At 50.9% G+C, this 14,518-nt stretch carries 18 protein-coding genes; 7 read left to right on the top strand and 11 right to left on the bottom strand.

The genetic code is table 11. The features are described from left to right. Window positions 1–74 precede the first annotated feature (74 nt). The 5 genes from FGB90_RS00720 to FGB90_RS00735 all read right to left on the bottom strand — a co-directional run bounded on the left by FGB90_RS00720 (window position 75) and on the right by FGB90_RS00735 (window position 3,475). A complete protein-coding gene (locus FGB90_RS00720; protein WP_138808659.1) occupies window positions 75–236 on the bottom strand; it encodes a DUF1540 domain-containing protein in 162 nt (53 codons plus the stop codon). An 89-nt stretch (window positions 237–325) separates the two neighbouring features. Then, the gene (locus FGB90_RS00725; protein WP_138808660.1) at window positions 326–1,012 is read right to left on the bottom strand and encodes a Na-translocating system protein MpsC family protein; all 687 of its coding nucleotides are present in this window, start codon (window positions 1,010–1,012) and stop codon (window positions 326–328) included. A gap of 54 nt (window positions 1,013–1,066) precedes the next feature. Then, window positions 1,067–1,357: a DUF4190 domain-containing protein gene (locus tag FGB90_RS00730; protein WP_138808661.1), complete on the bottom strand. Its 291-nt coding sequence runs from the start codon at window positions 1,355–1,357 to the stop codon at window positions 1,067–1,069. Between the two features lie 587 nt (window positions 1,358–1,944). Next, window positions 1,945–2,115 (bottom strand): hypothetical protein, encoded by a 171-nt coding sequence (locus FGB90_RS19525; RefSeq protein ID WP_171051648.1) that lies wholly within the window; start codon window positions 2,113–2,115, stop codon window positions 1,945–1,947. Between the two features lie 133 nt (window positions 2,116–2,248). After that, window positions 2,249–3,475, bottom strand: coding sequence for a dicarboxylate/amino acid:cation symporter (locus tag FGB90_RS00735; RefSeq protein WP_138808662.1), 1,227 nt, complete (start codon window positions 3,473–3,475; stop codon window positions 2,249–2,251). 467 nt (window positions 3,476–3,942) lie between these two features. Here FGB90_RS00735 and FGB90_RS00740 point away from each other — a divergent pair, with 467 nt between their 5' ends. Then, window positions 3,943–5,451 (top strand): S8 family serine peptidase, encoded by a 1,509-nt coding sequence (locus FGB90_RS00740; RefSeq protein WP_138808663.1) that lies wholly within the window; start codon window positions 3,943–3,945, stop codon window positions 5,449–5,451. 83 nt (window positions 5,452–5,534) lie between these two features. Further along, on the top strand, window positions 5,535–6,905 hold the full coding sequence (locus FGB90_RS00745; protein ID WP_138808664.1) for a S8 family serine peptidase: 1,371 nt from the start codon (window positions 5,535–5,537) through the stop codon (window positions 6,903–6,905). Window positions 6,906–6,912: 7 nt separating this feature from the next. Here the strand turns inward: FGB90_RS00745 and FGB90_RS00750 are convergent, their stop codons facing one another. Then, a complete protein-coding gene (locus FGB90_RS00750) occupies window positions 6,913–7,224 on the bottom strand; it encodes a hypothetical protein (protein ID WP_138808665.1) in 312 nt (103 codons plus the stop codon). A 112-nt stretch (window positions 7,225–7,336) separates the two neighbouring features. Here FGB90_RS00750 and FGB90_RS00755 point away from each other — a divergent pair, with 112 nt between their 5' ends. Further along, on the top strand, window positions 7,337–9,076 hold the full coding sequence (locus FGB90_RS00755; protein WP_138808666.1) for a nitrilase-related carbon-nitrogen hydrolase: 1,740 nt from the start codon (window positions 7,337–7,339) through the stop codon (window positions 9,074–9,076). A gap of 175 nt (window positions 9,077–9,251) precedes the next feature. On the opposite strand, the gene FGB90_RS00760 is transcribed toward FGB90_RS00755, so the two are convergent. Together FGB90_RS00760 and FGB90_RS00765 are read right to left on the bottom strand one after the other, a co-directional pair. After that, window positions 9,252–9,404, bottom strand: a complete 153-nt coding sequence (locus tag FGB90_RS00760) for an aspartyl-phosphate phosphatase Spo0E family protein (protein WP_246055990.1) — start codon at window positions 9,402–9,404, stop codon at window positions 9,252–9,254. 172 nt (window positions 9,405–9,576) lie between these two features. Continuing rightward, complete coding sequence (locus FGB90_RS00765; RefSeq protein ID WP_138808668.1) at window positions 9,577–9,765, bottom strand: hypothetical protein; 189 nt, start codon at window positions 9,763–9,765, stop codon at window positions 9,577–9,579. A 135-nt stretch (window positions 9,766–9,900) separates the two neighbouring features. Here FGB90_RS00765 and FGB90_RS00770 point away from each other — a divergent pair, with 135 nt between their 5' ends. Beyond that, the gene (locus FGB90_RS00770) at window positions 9,901–12,033 is read left to right on the top strand and encodes a type IA DNA topoisomerase (protein WP_138808669.1); all 2,133 of its coding nucleotides are present in this window, start codon (window positions 9,901–9,903) and stop codon (window positions 12,031–12,033) included. Between the two features lie 151 nt (window positions 12,034–12,184). Here FGB90_RS00770 and FGB90_RS00775 read toward each other — a convergent pair whose 3' ends face one another. Next, window positions 12,185–12,469, bottom strand: a complete 285-nt coding sequence (locus FGB90_RS00775) for a DUF6199 family natural product biosynthesis protein (RefSeq protein WP_138808670.1) — start codon at window positions 12,467–12,469, stop codon at window positions 12,185–12,187. A 241-nt stretch (window positions 12,470–12,710) separates the two neighbouring features. Between FGB90_RS00775 and FGB90_RS00780 the strand changes: the two genes are divergently transcribed. Further along, on the top strand, window positions 12,711–13,019 hold the full coding sequence (locus FGB90_RS00780; protein ID WP_138808671.1) for a hypothetical protein: 309 nt from the start codon (window positions 12,711–12,713) through the stop codon (window positions 13,017–13,019). Between the two features lie 77 nt (window positions 13,020–13,096). Then, window positions 13,097–13,297: a PspC domain-containing protein gene (locus FGB90_RS00785; protein WP_138808672.1), complete on the top strand. Its 201-nt coding sequence runs from the start codon at window positions 13,097–13,099 to the stop codon at window positions 13,295–13,297. Here the strand turns inward: FGB90_RS00785 and FGB90_RS00790 are convergent. Together FGB90_RS00790 and FGB90_RS00795 are read right to left on the bottom strand one after the other, a co-directional pair. Further along, window positions 13,290–13,691: a VOC family protein gene (locus FGB90_RS00790; RefSeq protein ID WP_138808673.1), complete on the bottom strand. Its 402-nt coding sequence runs from the start codon at window positions 13,689–13,691 to the stop codon at window positions 13,290–13,292. The two genes, FGB90_RS00785 and FGB90_RS00790, sit on opposite strands and share 8 nt — an antisense overlap. Further along, a complete protein-coding gene (locus FGB90_RS00795) occupies window positions 13,688–14,155 on the bottom strand; it encodes a DinB family protein (RefSeq protein ID WP_138808674.1) in 468 nt (155 codons plus the stop codon). The genes FGB90_RS00790 and FGB90_RS00795 overlap by 4 nt, the downstream gene beginning before the upstream one ends. Before the next feature lie 83 nt (window positions 14,156–14,238). Here FGB90_RS00795 and FGB90_RS00800 point away from each other — a divergent pair, with 83 nt between their 5' ends. Then, window positions 14,239–14,442, top strand: coding sequence for a hypothetical protein (locus tag FGB90_RS00800; protein ID WP_138808675.1), 204 nt, complete (start codon window positions 14,239–14,241; stop codon window positions 14,440–14,442). The last annotated feature ends 76 nt before the right edge of the window (window positions 14,443–14,518 follow it).

Here is a 14,518-nt window from a genome sequence, read left to right on the forward strand (position 1 = left end):
AATACGGCGAATGCCACCGGGATAATTTGGCATAAAGAAAAGCAGCAGATCCTATGGGCCTGCTGCAGATCGGGTTATGCATCCTGAATTGGTTTAAAAGTCTGGCAGTCAGTTTCATGATGATCCGAGGCTTTCTTTCCTTTACGGCTCGAAACGAAAATTTCTGTTGCTCCGCATTTACGGCCTTTTCTGTTCCATACGCAGTTTTCCACATCACAGAGAACGTCGTGAACCACTGGAAATCACCTCCGTAACTGAAAGTGTCATGCCACTGTATTTATGATGTTCCCGGACCGGCAGAAACGAAACGTAAAAAAAAGCCTGATTACTCAGGCTTCAGAATCAGAACAATGTAGCTTCTGTCCTTATCAAAATCCCAGGCCACGAACCGGTCTGTCACACGGCTTTTCAGAATGGTTTCAAACACCCCTGTATCAAGAAGTCTTTTTTCCAATCGCCTTTTTGCCAGGCGAAGCTGCTCGGAAAATCCTGTACGAATCATTTCCTTCTCAATTTCCACAAGAATCCCGGTCCGGCGGATAATGAGTGTTCGGTCATTTAACTTGGAGGATTCAATGAGATTTGGCGCCTTTTCGGCAATTTCACTGAGCCGTTTAACCTGTTCGTGCATTTCTTTTTTTCCTTCATAATCGGCAAACTGCGCGTCTTCTTCATCACTGAGCACGCAGATGATCAGCCCGGTGCGGTTATCGATAGACCAGTCGTAATACACGCTCGCCACATCAGTCCCAGTCATAATCCGGACCTGGGCGCGGATATCGGGGATTATTTCCTTCATCATCAGGTCCCGTGTTTCTTCTATCTTCATATTTTTATTCTGTTTTTCCAGAACCCGCTCCATCGGGGCCAGAAAATCTCTCAGATATATGGTCACTACAGGGTGCTCAATTGAGGCATATACCGACTGCGGCCCCTTTCCGAAATTGTCGCGGAACAGGCGGCCGGTGAAACTGGCAAGTTCAGCGTAATCAGGTTTTGTATTTGTGTCCATATGCCTCATCCTTTGGAGTTTGTCTAGGGGTATCTTTCCACTAACCCTCCCGGCTTAAACAATGATGCCGAGTGTTCCGTTTGTAAACATATAGTAGGCGAGAAACCCAAGCACGGCGGGAATGACCAGCCCAACAGCCCCGGTAATCATCGCAGTCAGTGCAAATGCGCTGCCTTTTTCCTTCGTTGCACGGATTTCCCTTAAAGCAAGGAACCCGAGGGCAATTGCAGCAATAGCAAGCACAATACTCACAAAAGGAAGTAAAAACAGAAGAATGGATAAAATGCCGAAAATCATCCCGGTTGAGGCTTTCGGATTTGTTTTTTCAGGTCTATTGTCTGTCATATGGCACCTCTTTCAGTAAAATTTTTATTATGTACTCCCGTTACTTTTCCGGCGGGTGTAGGGAAAACAATACGGAGGCGTTCATTCGGAACTTTTCCCTAAGTATAATAGGGTTCAAACCCAGCCTTGATCCGTATCATCACTCAGGAAAATGAGGGGAGTGATACGACTGCTGCGGAATCATATTAAAAATCAGCAGAAACAGCCGGAAGTGATACGATAATCGAGGAATCGTATTAAAACTCAGGAGAAACAGCCGGAAATGATACGATAATCGAGGAATCGTATTAAAACTCAGGAGAAACAGCTGGAAATGATGCGATAATCGCCGAATCGTATTAAAACTCAGGAAAATGTGTCGGAAGTGATACGATTACCGCGGAATCGTATTAAAACTCAGCAGGAAAAGCCCGAAGTGATACGATTACCGCGGAATCGTATTAAAACTCAGGAAAATGTGCCGGAAGTGATGCAATTACCGCCGAATCATATTAAAACTCAGGAAAAACAGCCGGAAGTGATGCGAATACCGCCGAATCGTATCATAACCCAGCAGAAACACTCCGAAGTGATACGACCGCTAACATCTATGACCCAATCAGGATAACAGCAAAAAATCCACCGACGATCAGGGCGGCAGAGGCGTGGATGCGGTCTTCTCCCACGTCCTGGCGGTCTCTCACCTTCTCGGCAATGGTGATTGTTTTGTTAAAGAAAATAACGGCACATGCAATCAGAATAAAAATGGCAAAAATCATGTTAAAATCCTTTCTTTAAGAAGAAGTCTATATGGAATACAGCATATATTCACCAGTAAAAAAGCCCCTTCAGAGCGGCAGCTCTGCGGGGCCTGGTCTGCTGCAGGATTCCGGTTACAGTGGGAATCCTGTTTTATTTTTCCTCAGCAGTGTGTTCATCTTCGTCGAGTGGTTCGTTCCGGTCGATGACGACAGCTCCTGTGGCGTCGCCGACGACGTTGACGCTTGTGCGGAACATGTCGAGGATCCGGTCGATACCGGCGATGAGTGCGATTCCTTCAAGCGGCAGATCGATGCTCGTGAGAACGAGTGTGAGCATGATGAGTCCTGCGCCGGGAACGCCTGCGGTTCCGATACTGGCAAGAGTTGCGATGAGAACAACCATCAGCAGCTGCATCATCGTCAGTTCGATGCCGTAGAACTGGGCAATAAAGAGTACGGCCACACCCTGGTAAATGGCGGTTCCGTCCATGTTAATTGTTGCTCCCAGCGGAAGGACGAAGCTGCTCGTGCCCTTGGATACGCCGAGGTTTTCGGTCGTGTTCTTCATCGTAATTGGCAGTGTGCCGGCGCTGCTTGCCGAGCTGAAGGCAAAAATACCGGCAGGTGCGATTCCCTTCAGAAACTTGATCGGGCTCATGCGGCCGAGCGTTTTCACGGCAAGTCCGTACGTGATGGCTACGTGCAGAATACACGCTGTAGCCACGGCCAGTATGACTTTCCCGAGGGGGAGAAGAATGGCGAGGCCGTGATCACCGACGATCGGTGCCACAAGGCCGAATACCCCGATCGGAGCCAGAAGAATGACGAAGCTCGTGATTTTGAACATCACTTCCGAGAAGCCTTCGAAAAACGTCAGTACAGGACGGGCTTTCTGTCCGACTGCCGCGATGGCGATCCCGAGGAACAGGGCAAAAAAGATGATCTGCAGGATATTGCCTTCCACGAGAGCTTCAAACGGGTTTGTCGGAATGATGTTTAACAGCGTGTCCACAACACCCTCGGGCTGTTCCACATCGGCTGCGGTTTCGTCGATGGATTCCGGCGGGATGTCCACTCCTGCACCGGGGCTGAAGAGAAAGCCCATCCCGAGGCCAAGCGAAATGGCGATAGCGGAAGTGGCGAGATAGTAGGCAACGGTTTTTCCGCCGAGCCGTCCCATCTTCTGCAGGTCACCGGTTCCGGCAACGCCCACGACGAGGGTAGCGAGAATCAATGGTGCAATGATGAACTGGATGAGTCTCAGAAATGCATCCCCGAGCGGTGCGACTACGGCGATATCGGGGCCGAAGATGGCGCCGAGAATCACTGCCGCAACGAACGCAATCAGGATCTGCGTAAGGAAGTTAATTTTCTTCATATGTAAAAGGAACCTCACTTTCTATCCGGTTTAACGTTAAAGATACCACATCAGTGGGGCGTTTGTGGAGAGGAGAAGGAAATGGAAGCAGGATAGGATATTTTACGGTTTATTCGGAATTGTTGTTTCATTTCGCTGCAGGAGGAAGTTTTCCACAGCAGTCGCCGTCTTCAGCTCCATGACTTAAGTTGTGCAAAAAGGTCTCATCGAAAACAATCTTCATTATAATCCGATTTCCGGTCCCATAACCCTGCAGGAAGAAAGAATCATTTTTTACAAATTTTGAATATCAGTTTCTGTCGAACACATCATGCGTGAGACCCTTGCGTTTAAAAGTTTTAAGTCAAAAGGTTGACTGTTCCAATTTACTTCGTGATGCGAAACTACTGTTTTTAGATTTTTCTGACAAATTTTCCGTAGGCTGTGGTACCTTTAGGACATTCAATCTGGAAAGGGGTACATAGCTTATGAAACGTTCATTGAAGTTAACAGGGACAGCGGCGCTTGCGGCGATGCTGCTCGTGCCTTCGCTCGGTTTTTCCTCACCGGGTGATGGTGATCTGAAAGTAACATCCGACGGGGAGGAGAAGCGGTTTGTCGTCACGTTTAAATCCGAAAGCCTTCCTGCAGATGTGGAGCAGATGATTCTTGAGGCTGGAGGAGAGGTGACGTACGAAATCGGTGAAATCGGCGTACTCGAAGCTTCCACCGAGGAGCCGCTTGATTTTCTGAAGGCGATTACGAGTGAAGGAGATGTGCTGGGCGTTTCACCTTCTATGGAAGTGACGCTCGATCTGCCTGAGTTTGACTTTGACATCGACGAAGGTTTTGCAGGCGGGGACAACCCGGGTGTCCTTGATCCGGATGAAAGCATCTGGGAATCCGGATGGCAGTGGGATATTGAAAAAACAACTCAGAACGGGGCAAGCCATGACGTGCACAGCGGTACCCATGACGTAGTAGTCGGCGTCATCGACACCGGATTCGACTTTGATCACCCGGATCTCAAGGACAACATTATCGGCGGTCCGGAAGGCTCACGTACGTTTGTACCGGGCACCGAGGACAGCTGGGATAACCAGAGTCACGGGACGCACGTGGCAGGAACGATTGCCGGTAACGGCCGGATGAAAGGGGTAGCACCGGATGCGGGGCTGAAATCCTACCGGGTATTCAACACAGGCGGCGCCCAGCAGATCTGGATTACTGACGCGATTATTGCTGCGGCCGATGACGGTGTGGACGTTATCAACATGAGCCTTGGCGGCACACGCGTGAAAGGGCAGTGGTTCTATACTGATCCTGCCACAGGCGAGCGGGTTCGCCTTGGCAACAACCAGGCAGCCGATGTGGTGGCCTACAAGCGGGCAATCGACTATGCTGTTGAGCGTAACGTAACGGTTGTTTCTTCTGCCGGTAACTCAGCCCAGGATATGAGCAACCCTCGTAAGGTGGCCGAGTGGATCGAGGGAAATGCTGGCCCTGAGTATGACGTTCGCGGGGCCGCGTGGTTCGTACCGGCTTCCATCCCTGGTGTGATTACCGTTTCTGCTATGGGCGGCGGTTTTGACACAGATGACCGTCTCGCCTTCTACTCGAACTACGGAAATGGCGCCATCGACATCGGTGCACCAGGCGGCGATCTTGGTCCTGAAGGGTACGATGCTGCTGACGACTTTAAGTTCCTTGTACTGAGCACAGTTCCTACGTATATGGACGGCCAGTCTGCACGGGGTAAAGATGTGTTCGGTGAGAACGGATACGGCTGGAAAGGCGGCACTTCCATGGCTGCGCCTCAGGTAAGTGGAGCAGCAGCTGCCTACATCTCCCAGGTGTACGAGGAAACCGGCAAAAAGCCAACACCAAGACAGGTACAGAATCGTCTTCAGCAGTCTGCTGAACGGGTGGACACTCCCGGATACAGCCGTCATTACGGTCACGGGCGAGTAAATGCCTATCAGGCACTGACACGCTGATCTTAAATTGAACTGCGGGGCCGGGTGGAAAACTCACCGGCCCTGATTTATTTTCAAATCAATGTACAGGAGGTAATGAACAGATGAAAAAGTCTCTTTTTGCATGGACCCTTGTGGGCGGTATTACGCTTAGCGGACTCGTAGCCGGCCATCAGGCGCATGCCTGGAATGACGGCGGGGACCCAATGGAAACCGGTGACGATCAGGAGTATCTTGTGTTATTTAACAGCGGGAAGATTAACGAGGCGGCCCTCGATGAGCTGTATGAGGCCGGTGCGGAACTCCTTTACGAGGCACCGGAAGTGGGTCTTGTATCGCTCACTGCTGAAGACGAGGCGTTTCTCGAAGCAGCCAGGGACGTACAGGGAATTACGGCAGTAAGCCGCAGCTTTGAAATTGAGACCAATGATCTGATGTTTGAAAAGGACGAGGATCTTTTCCCGGCTGAGAATAGTGAGGAAGCGGATCTGTTCGAGCAGTACCAGTGGGATATAAAAAGAGTTACAGGCGACACAGCCGCGTGGGACATTACAAAGGGCTCCCACGATGTGGTTGTCGGTGTAATTGACACGGGTGTGGATTTCACCCACCCGGATCTGGAGGATAACCTCCTCTGGGGGAAAGCGTTCCATCCGGATGCCAACGGGGAAGAGGACGCGTACCGTGATTCCGGCATGCACGGCACCCATGTTGCCGGCTCAATCGCTGCCAACGGCCGTTCCCTCGGTGTTGGACCGGAGCTGGGGCTTGCCTCCTACCGTGTCACCAACGATCAGGGCCGCATGAACTGGGCGGGGATTCTCGACGCCATCACCACGGCTGCCGATGACGGCGTGGATGTGGCAAACCTGAGCCTTGGAACGTACACGTTCATCAATCAGGAGCAGGACCGTCTCCTGCGCCTGTCATCCATGCGCGCTGTTCAGTATGCCAATCAGAAAGGTATGATTATTGTCGGTGCGAACGGAAACAACGCCTTTGATCTCGGCAAGCCGGTAACAACCGAGCCGGGGGAGGGCAAAATCCGCGGGCCGCTCTTTGATACCTTTACTGACATTCCCGGTGTGATCAGTGTATCCGCCACCAGCGACCGTGACACGCTGACCTACTACTCAAATTACGGGTTCCGCAATGTGGACCTTGCTGCCCCGGGCGGGGATTTTGGTCCTGAATGGCCAAATGAGGACGGGGACACCTCCCTGCAGCAGCCTGAATCCCGTGCCTACAGCACCATCCCGGTGGAGCGTGGTTCTTACGGCTGGGCAATGGGCACAAGCATGGCCGCTCCTAAAGTGGCAGCCGTGGCTGCGCTCGTGAAGTCGGAGAACCCCGGTTTCAGCCGTGCGCGCGTCGTGAACCGCCTTCAGCAGACAGCCGAAAAGCTGGACGGAGGCGGTCACAGTGAGTACTTCGGTCACGGACTTGTGGACGCGGAGGCTGCACTGACAAGATAGATTGTGTTTATGAATCAATAGAAGACGTCTGGCCGTTTACGTGACGGTCAGACGTTTTTTTCAATTTAATAAGCTGCTTTTCGAGGTTCTCGGCTCTCCCCTGTGCACGCTGGACTTCCTTCATCAGATAGTCTGTAACGATGTGAGTGAGCCAGCTCATAAAAAAGAGTATTCCACCCGTGGAAAGGAGTACCAGGGCTCTCGTTTCTGCAATCGGATGGTGATGGTCCAGGCTTGTCATTAAGTTGGCTAACCCGCCAATAAGCACAATGATACTGGTTATAAACGTAATTGAAACAGCGGTATGTATTTTCTTCAAGAATATTCCTCCTCTGCTTAAGCGTAACATACAGGAAATTACGCTGGACACCGGAAAACGAAATGGATTACAGTAGACAGGGAATAATGACAGACAGAAGAGGTGATGGCAGATGGCACGGAAAAAAGAACCGTTCAAAGTGGCGGCAGTCCAGTTTAACCCGAAGCTGAACAGACGGAACACCAACATCCGCTCCCTTATGAAAGTGGTGAGGGAAGCAGCGGAAAACGGAGCGAAACTGATCGTGACGCCCGAGATGGCCACAACCGGGTACCACTATCTGGACCGGTCGGCGATTGCGCCGTATATTGATACGATTCCGGGTATTACGACGGCTAAATTTGCCCAGATCGCACGCGAGTACAACACGTACATCGTGATCGGGATGGCGGAACACGACCTTGAGAGCGGACTGTACTACAACTCCGCGGCTCTTGTTGGGCCTGCCGGCTATATCGGCAAGTACCGGAAAATCCACCAGTGGGTGGTGGAAAACTACTGGTCGTGCTGGGGGGACACAGGCTGCCCTGTGTATGAAACCGAGATCGGCAATATCGCCATGATCATCTGCCAGGATTCCACCTACTTTGAAAGTGCCCGGCTGGCAGCAGTAAACGGAGCGGATATCCTCTGTTTTCCGACCAATTCCTCCGGGGCTTCCATTTCGCTCCTGCAGCACTGGGCGGAAATGAACGGGCTGTACGTGGTGAGTGCGAACCGCTCCGATACGGAAGAGGACTTCCACATGATCGGTCTCAGCGCCGTCTGGTCACCTTCCGGCAAAAAGCTGGCAGAAGCGCCGTATTCGGATATCTCGGATGAAAGTAAGGATGAGGAGCGAATCGTTTACGCTGAAATCGATCCTGTTCACTACGACAACGAGGCAAAAGAGCGGATGCTGGAGCGGCGGATGGACAGCTACAAGGACCTGATGCTATTTCTCGGCCCGTGGGACTATGTGAAAAATACCACGTCTCGGGACATTTACGCCGCTGCTGTACAGTACGAGCCGGTTCTGGGGGATAAAGAAGCGAACCTCGAAAAAGTCCGCCGGCTGGTGACCGAACAGACTGACGAAGGTGTGAGCCTGATTGTCCTTCCCGAGCTAAGTCTGACCGGCCCTGTGGTAACGGAACGAAAGCAGGATATTTTCAAATACGCGGAAACCGATGACGGTTTTACAGTAGGGGTAATGAAACAACTTGCGAGGGAAATGAAAGCTCATATTGTGTTCGGCTTTGCAGAGCGGGAGGAACGGCATTTCTTTAACGCTGCCGTACTGGTCAGTCCGGATGGGGAAGTCATTGGAAAGCACAGAAAAATTCATCTCGATGAGTGGGATGAACCGTGGGCAACGCCTGGCTCCTCAATTACGGTGACGCCGATTGACGGCTTTGGCCGCGTGGGCATGATGGTGGGCTATGATGCCACTTTTCCTGAAGTGGCGGGAGTGCTTGCGGTAAAACGTGCGGATCTGATCTGTATGCCGGCCAGCTGGAGCGGCGGCTACGGTACGGAAGTGACCATCAATCAGCGGATGTTTCCGGCGCCGTACCCTATCGGCTCCCTGACGACGTGGGACGCAGTGGCAAAGGGGGCACAGGCGTACACGATTGTGGCGAACTATATCGGTTCCGAAAAAGGCTTTCTCGGCAGAAGTGCCATCTATAATCTCGATCAGAACTACACGAACGACAGGACCGTTATTGCATCAGAGGATCGTGAGGAAGTGCTCATGAACAGGTTTAAGACGATGAAGACAGACTGGTGGCTCGATCAGGAAAAACTGATTCTCACCCGCCGCACGGATTACTACCGGCCATTGGTCACACGGGTGCCGCCGTTTATGTAAAATCACTCCGGAAAAGCAGGCATGTTTCCATTGGGAAATGTGTCTGTTTTAGTTTGATGCAGGAGAAATTGGGTGGGGTTTTGGATGGAATAAGAGGAGATCAACTGCAGGAAAAGGCGGCGGAAATTGGAATTATACGATTTAATGTCTTATTTTATCTGGTGACTTTGATCTGTCAGTTGCTTCTGGACTCATCATAAATGTTTAAAAGCTCATCAAGCGCCTGGCTGTATTCCACGGTGTCAGGGTGCGTAAACCCTTTCTCATCGGCCGTTTCAATCATGAGCATCCTCATGGAACAGATCTGGCTTTCCAGCTCTTTAATCATGGTGCCAACCTCCCTGGTCATAACGTTAGTACAAATTTATTACGAAATTTCGCGTATGTAAACCGCCTTTGACAAACGATCCCAGCTTTATACAAATGTACTATGTATTCGACACGGTGATATAGTCTTTTGAACAGACAAATGGCCCGCCTGAGCCGGCGGGCCATACTGCTTACTTTTCACCCTGATCGCGGATCCAGAGATCAACGTGATCCAGATTGAAGGCAAGCTGATTTTTAAAGGGGCGAAGATGCGGAAACCGTCTTGTTTCAATCAGCTCGGCGATCTCTCTCAAGTCCGCCGGGCATTCCTGTTCTGTCAGGTATGTTTTCAGCTTCTCCATTCCGTAAATAACTCTCATGACCACTCATCTCCCCATCTGCTTCCTCTTCCCCTGCAGAGAATTCTGTAAACCGGAAATATAAAATGCCCGGACCGGCCCTGAATCTGATAAAATAGGAACATAGATTCGCATTAGACGAGAGGAGGCAGCGCAATGCCCGTCATACTGGCAGAAAAACCGAGCCAGGCGAAAGCTTATGCAGACGCCTTCAGCCGGGTAAAAAAGGAGGACGGTTTCTTTTCCATATCCCCGTGCGCCACTTTTCCCGGAGGGGCAATCCTCACCTGGGGAATCGGTCACCTCGTGGAACTGAAAGATCCCCACGAATACGCAGGAGAATGGAAAAGATGGTCTCTCGACAAACTCCCGATCATTCCGGACCGCTTCGAGTTTAAACCATCCGCACGTACCCGCAAACAGTTTGCCATCGTAAAAAAGCTGCTGCGAAATGCCGATGAAATCATCGTTGCAACCGACTGTGACCGGGAGGGTGAAAACATCGCCAGGAGCATCATCGATCAGGCAGGGGCAAACAGAAAACCTACGCGGCGCCTGTGGATTAACAGCCTCGAGGCGGATGAGGTGCGAAAGGGCTTTGAAAACCTGAAGCCCGGCGAAAGTTATCTGCCTCTTTACGCCGAAGCCCAGGCCCGCCAGGTGAGTGACTGGGTAGTAGGAATTAACGCCAGCCGTCTGTACACCCTTCTGATTCAGAAAAAAGGCGCACGCGACGTGTTCAGCGTGGGCAGAGTACAGACGCCGACACTGAAGCTCATCCGCGACCGTGAAATCGAGATCGAGAACTTTAAGCCGGAAAAGTTCTACGAAATAGAAGGGCATTTCAAAACCGAAGCCGGCAGCTATAAAGGAAAAGCAAAGGGACGCTTTAAAACAAAGGATGAAGTGAGGGAACTGCTGAAAAAGCATCAGGTTCCGCTCGATGGGACTGGTATGGTCAAGAAAGTGGCAGATCAGCTGAAACGCCAGAAACCGCCGAAGCTCCACTCGCTCTCAACCCTTCAGACGGCGATGAACAAAAAATACAAATACAGTCCGTCAAAGACACTGAAAATCGTGCAGAGCCTGTACGACCAGCCGCTGAAACTCGTTACCTACCCAAGAACAGACACCCAGCACATTACGGAAAACGAGTTCAAGTATCTGCGCAGCAATCTCGATGGCTACAAGCGTCTTGCCGGAGCCGATTTCGAACCGGCTTCCCTCGCGCCGAACCGCCGTTATGTGGACGGAGGCAAAGTCCAGGAGCACCACGCCATCGTGCCCACTAAAAAGGTACCGGCCGCCGGGACGATCCAGGGGCTGCGAACGGACCAGCGCAACGTCTATATGGAAATTGTCAACAGCACCCTAGCCATGTTTCACCGGGACTACACGTACCTTGAAACGACGATCACCACCGCCGTCAGCACCCTCGATTTTTTTACAAAGGGGCGTGTGGAAAAGGACCGGGGCTGGAAAGAGCTGTTCTTTAAGAGAAGCCAGGAAAAAGATGAGGTTCTGCCTCCGGTAAAGGAAGGTATGGAGGCTGCGGCAAAAGTGACGGGGAGAGAGGATGAAACGAAGCCTCCAAAACCGTATACGGCCGGCCAGCTCATCAACATGATGAAAACGTGCGGCCAGATTATCGATGATGACGACGAGGCGAAAAAAACCCTGAAGGAAGTGGAGGGTCTCGGAACGGAAGCGACCCGGAGCAGCATCATCGACACGCTCATTAAGCAGAACTACATTACGGTAACGAAAAACATTGTCACCGTAACGGAAAAAGGCAAACTGCTGTGCGAGGCGGTGGAAGGAACACTTCTGTCAAAACCGCTTATGACGGCCAAATGGGAAAAGTACCTGAAAACGATCGGTCAGGGTGCGGGAAAAAAAGAGGCCTTCATCGAAAATACGGTCGCATTTACCCGGAAAGTCGTAGCCGATGCCGGTCAGGCTGTCGACAAGCTCACAGTTAATGCTGAAGTAACCGGGTCGGGCGGAAAAAGCCGGGGAGGAGGCGCTATCGCCCGCTGCCCGGCCTGTAAGAAAGGTCTGATCATGGATAAATACCGCGTGTACGGCTGCTCCGAGTACAAAGCCGGATGCAAGCAGATTTTCCCGAAGAAGATTCTCGGGAAACCCCTGAGTGAGGCCACCATTAAAGCACTGTGCGAGAAAGGGAAAACACGAAAACTTAAAGGGTTTCAGGGTAAAAAGAAGTTTGACGCTGCCCTGGAGCTGAAAGACGGGGAAATAAAGTTCGCCTTTGCGGCAAAGACATAAATTAAGCGTTGCCGGTCTGCTGACCGGCAGCGTTTTTTGCTGTCTAACGAAGGGGGGATTTGTTTAAGGGACTTACTGGGGCAACTAGCGGACTTGGTTCGACTAGCATACTTAACGTGACCGTTAGAGAACTTAGCACTGAAAATCCTTTTTACGGATCAACTCCCCCGTTGTCGAGGTCGCTGATGATATCCCCGATCCCGGGCTGAGGTTCGTAGTTGATCATTGCCACGATAAGAACCAGTGTAAGAATGACGATCAGGGCCCCCGCTGTAATTTTATAGAATTTAATAGCCGGATCCGAAAGCTCCGGAGGTTCTCTGTACATCCACCTGCTTCCGAAAAATGCTGCACCTTCAGGGTCGAAAAAAACCCAGAGAAAGAGCGCGTAAAGTGGAACGGCTACCATGATAGTTAAAATAACGTCTGAAAGCATGTAATTGACCTCCCGTTTTCCTCGGGTGTTTAGTCGGGTTACGGAGAAACGGGAGAAAAAGTTTCATAATTCGCATAATATGCCGGGCAGGTGTGATACAATTTTAACCAATTGTTGATTGGAGCTGGATACTAACCTGCTCAGGCCGGGCCTCTGCCGGAACTGCGGACTATGAAACTCCAGCCGGTTTGAATCGTAAGTAAAGATAGACCAACTATGAACTCGCGGGGAGTGATAGAGTATGAGAACACCACGTGATATCCAGAGAAGTTCGGTACAGATGGAGAAAACGAACAGAAAATCGCTGATTATGGTAGGGCTCGGCGGCATCCTCTTTCTGGCCTTTGTCATTGTTATGTACCAGATTGGCGTTGACGGCATCGAGGTAATCAGTTCAGCCGCATTCTTTTACCTAGGGATGCTGTTTCTGGCAAATACGGTCAGGAATTACAGAGAGAAAAGAAGACGCTGGATCCTTTATCTTGGCTTTTCCCTCTTCTTTGCGTACCTGATTATCACCATTATTACCGGTCATTTTGCCTCCCAGTAAACAGCCGGCAATAATGTCTTATCGCAGCAGCAGATAACATAAGGATTTATTTAAGGCACTTATGAGGAGGCTGAAAAATGAACAGACGCACACTTAGAAAATCAGGCACAGACAGGTCCATCAGCGGGGTGTGCGGGGGCATTGCCGAATTCTGCGGCATTTCTGCCCTCGGTATCCGGCTGATTTTCCTCGTTACACTGCCCCTGTCCGCAGTGGTGTATCTCATTTTAGTCAATACTATGAATGACAGCGGTGTTCCGGGGCTGAGGGTCAGGTAACCGGTGCCACAACCTCCACTTTTATCCGGTCCGGATCCTCAAAAAAAACAGCGTAATAGTCTTCGCCCCCTGCGTAAGGGTGGCGGTCAGAATAAAGAATGTTCACTTCTTTTTCCCGCAGCTGCGCGGTAAGCTCATCCACATGTCTGCGCGACCGGCCGTGAAAAGCCAGATGATTCAGGCCCGTGCGGCAGCGGTGATAAGGCACATCGAGGAAACGATCCTCCGTCTGGACGAACACGATGTATGTTTCCCCGAGCCGCCAGCTCCGGCCGCTCTCCCACTTCTGAAACGGCTCATAGCCCAGTTCCTCCAGAAGCCAGCCCCAGAACTGAACGGAGCGGTCGAGATCCGATACATAAAGTTCAATGTGATGAAGGGCACCTGCTGTCATGATTCAAAGTCCCTGAATACGAGATCAGTTGAAACCGGTTTTACGCCAAGATCACGTGCCCACACGGAAATCTGGCCGATATGGTGGACTTCGTGGGTAATGATATGGCTGAGCACTTTCCCGTGGGAATAGATGAGAGTGGCTTTGTTTCGCCTTGAAATCTCCACCTGGTTTTCAGGTTCATAGTTTTCGAAATAGGAGAGTGTCTGCAGCTTTATTTCTTCGCTGTAGTCTTTAACTTCATCAAGGCTTTTGACTGCCTTCATATCCCTTGGTGGAACCGGCTCCCCGATCATGCGGCATACCCATACCTCCTCACAGCTGATCACGTGAAAAAGATTATGTAAGATCGAATTCATACCGCCGTTCCGGCGTTTCGTAAGTTCTTCCGCAGGCAGTTCCTCACACCAGCGGAACCAGTCTTCCCGTACCTGCCAGTTGTATTTAAACAAATCAAGCATCATGTCACGTCCTTTAATTGTTTGAATCTATCGTATCACGAAATAGTCTGAAAACGCTTAATAATCTGCTGCTGGATCTTAATTATATGAAGTTACGCTATTTTCTGCTTGGTGCAGTAACAACCGTCTGTCTGCTGACTCTCCTAGGAGCTCTCGGCATGCCGACCGGTGCAGAGATTATTGAAGACGTTTTTGGAAACTTCAGTGTGTTCGTTTATACAGCTGTCGGCCTCATTTTAGCCGCAGCTGTAGTGATCACCTTTAAATCAGGAGGAAAAGAGGATGAGTGAGCGCCGGACAGAAAATGATTCGGAAGTTTTTCAGAAGTACGACCGGGCGATGGGGCCCGACCGGGAACGGATTGAG

The sequence above is a fragment of the Alteribacter natronophilus genome (genome assembly GCF_006007885.1).
GTDB classification, from domain to species: domain Bacteria; phylum Bacillota; class Bacilli; order Bacillales; family Salisediminibacteriaceae; genus Alteribacter; species Alteribacter natronophilus.

Coding starts and splice junctions, on each gene's coding strand:
- FGB90_RS00725 (WP_138808660.1), bottom strand. CDS start 1,012: ATGGACACAAATACAAAACCTGATTACGCTGAACTTGCCAGTTTCACC.
- FGB90_RS00730 (WP_138808661.1), bottom strand. CDS start 1,357: ATGACAGACAATAGACCTGAAAAAACAAATCCGAAAGCCTCAACCGGG.
- FGB90_RS19525 (WP_171051648.1), bottom strand. CDS start 2,115: ATGATTTTTGCCATTTTTATTCTGATTGCATGTGCCGTTATTTTCTTT.
- FGB90_RS00735 (WP_138808662.1), bottom strand. CDS start 3,475: ATGAAGAAAATTAACTTCCTTACGCAGATCCTGATTGCGTTCGTTGCG.
- FGB90_RS00740 (WP_138808663.1), top strand. CDS start 3,943: ATGAAACGTTCATTGAAGTTAACAGGGACAGCGGCGCTTGCGGCGATG.
- FGB90_RS00745 (WP_138808664.1), top strand. CDS start 5,535: ATGAAAAAGTCTCTTTTTGCATGGACCCTTGTGGGCGGTATTACGCTT.
- FGB90_RS00755 (WP_138808666.1), top strand. CDS start 7,337: ATGGCACGGAAAAAAGAACCGTTCAAAGTGGCGGCAGTCCAGTTTAAC.
- FGB90_RS00760 (WP_246055990.1), bottom strand. CDS start 9,404: ATGATTAAAGAGCTGGAAAGCCAGATCTGTTCCATGAGGATGCTCATG.
- FGB90_RS00765 (WP_138808668.1), bottom strand. CDS start 9,765: ATGAGAGTTATTTACGGAATGGAGAAGCTGAAAACATACCTGACAGAA.
- FGB90_RS00770 (WP_138808669.1), top strand. CDS start 9,901: ATGCCCGTCATACTGGCAGAAAAACCGAGCCAGGCGAAAGCTTATGCA.
- FGB90_RS00775 (WP_138808670.1), bottom strand. CDS start 12,469: ATGCTTTCAGACGTTATTTTAACTATCATGGTAGCCGTTCCACTTTAC.
- FGB90_RS00780 (WP_138808671.1), top strand. CDS start 12,711: ATGAGAACACCACGTGATATCCAGAGAAGTTCGGTACAGATGGAGAAA.
- FGB90_RS00785 (WP_138808672.1), top strand. CDS start 13,097: ATGAACAGACGCACACTTAGAAAATCAGGCACAGACAGGTCCATCAGC.
- FGB90_RS00790 (WP_138808673.1), bottom strand. CDS start 13,691: ATGACAGCAGGTGCCCTTCATCACATTGAACTTTATGTATCGGATCTC.
- FGB90_RS00795 (WP_138808674.1), bottom strand. CDS start 14,155: ATGATGCTTGATTTGTTTAAATACAACTGGCAGGTACGGGAAGACTGG.
- FGB90_RS00800 (WP_138808675.1), top strand. CDS start 14,239: ATGAAGTTACGCTATTTTCTGCTTGGTGCAGTAACAACCGTCTGTCTG.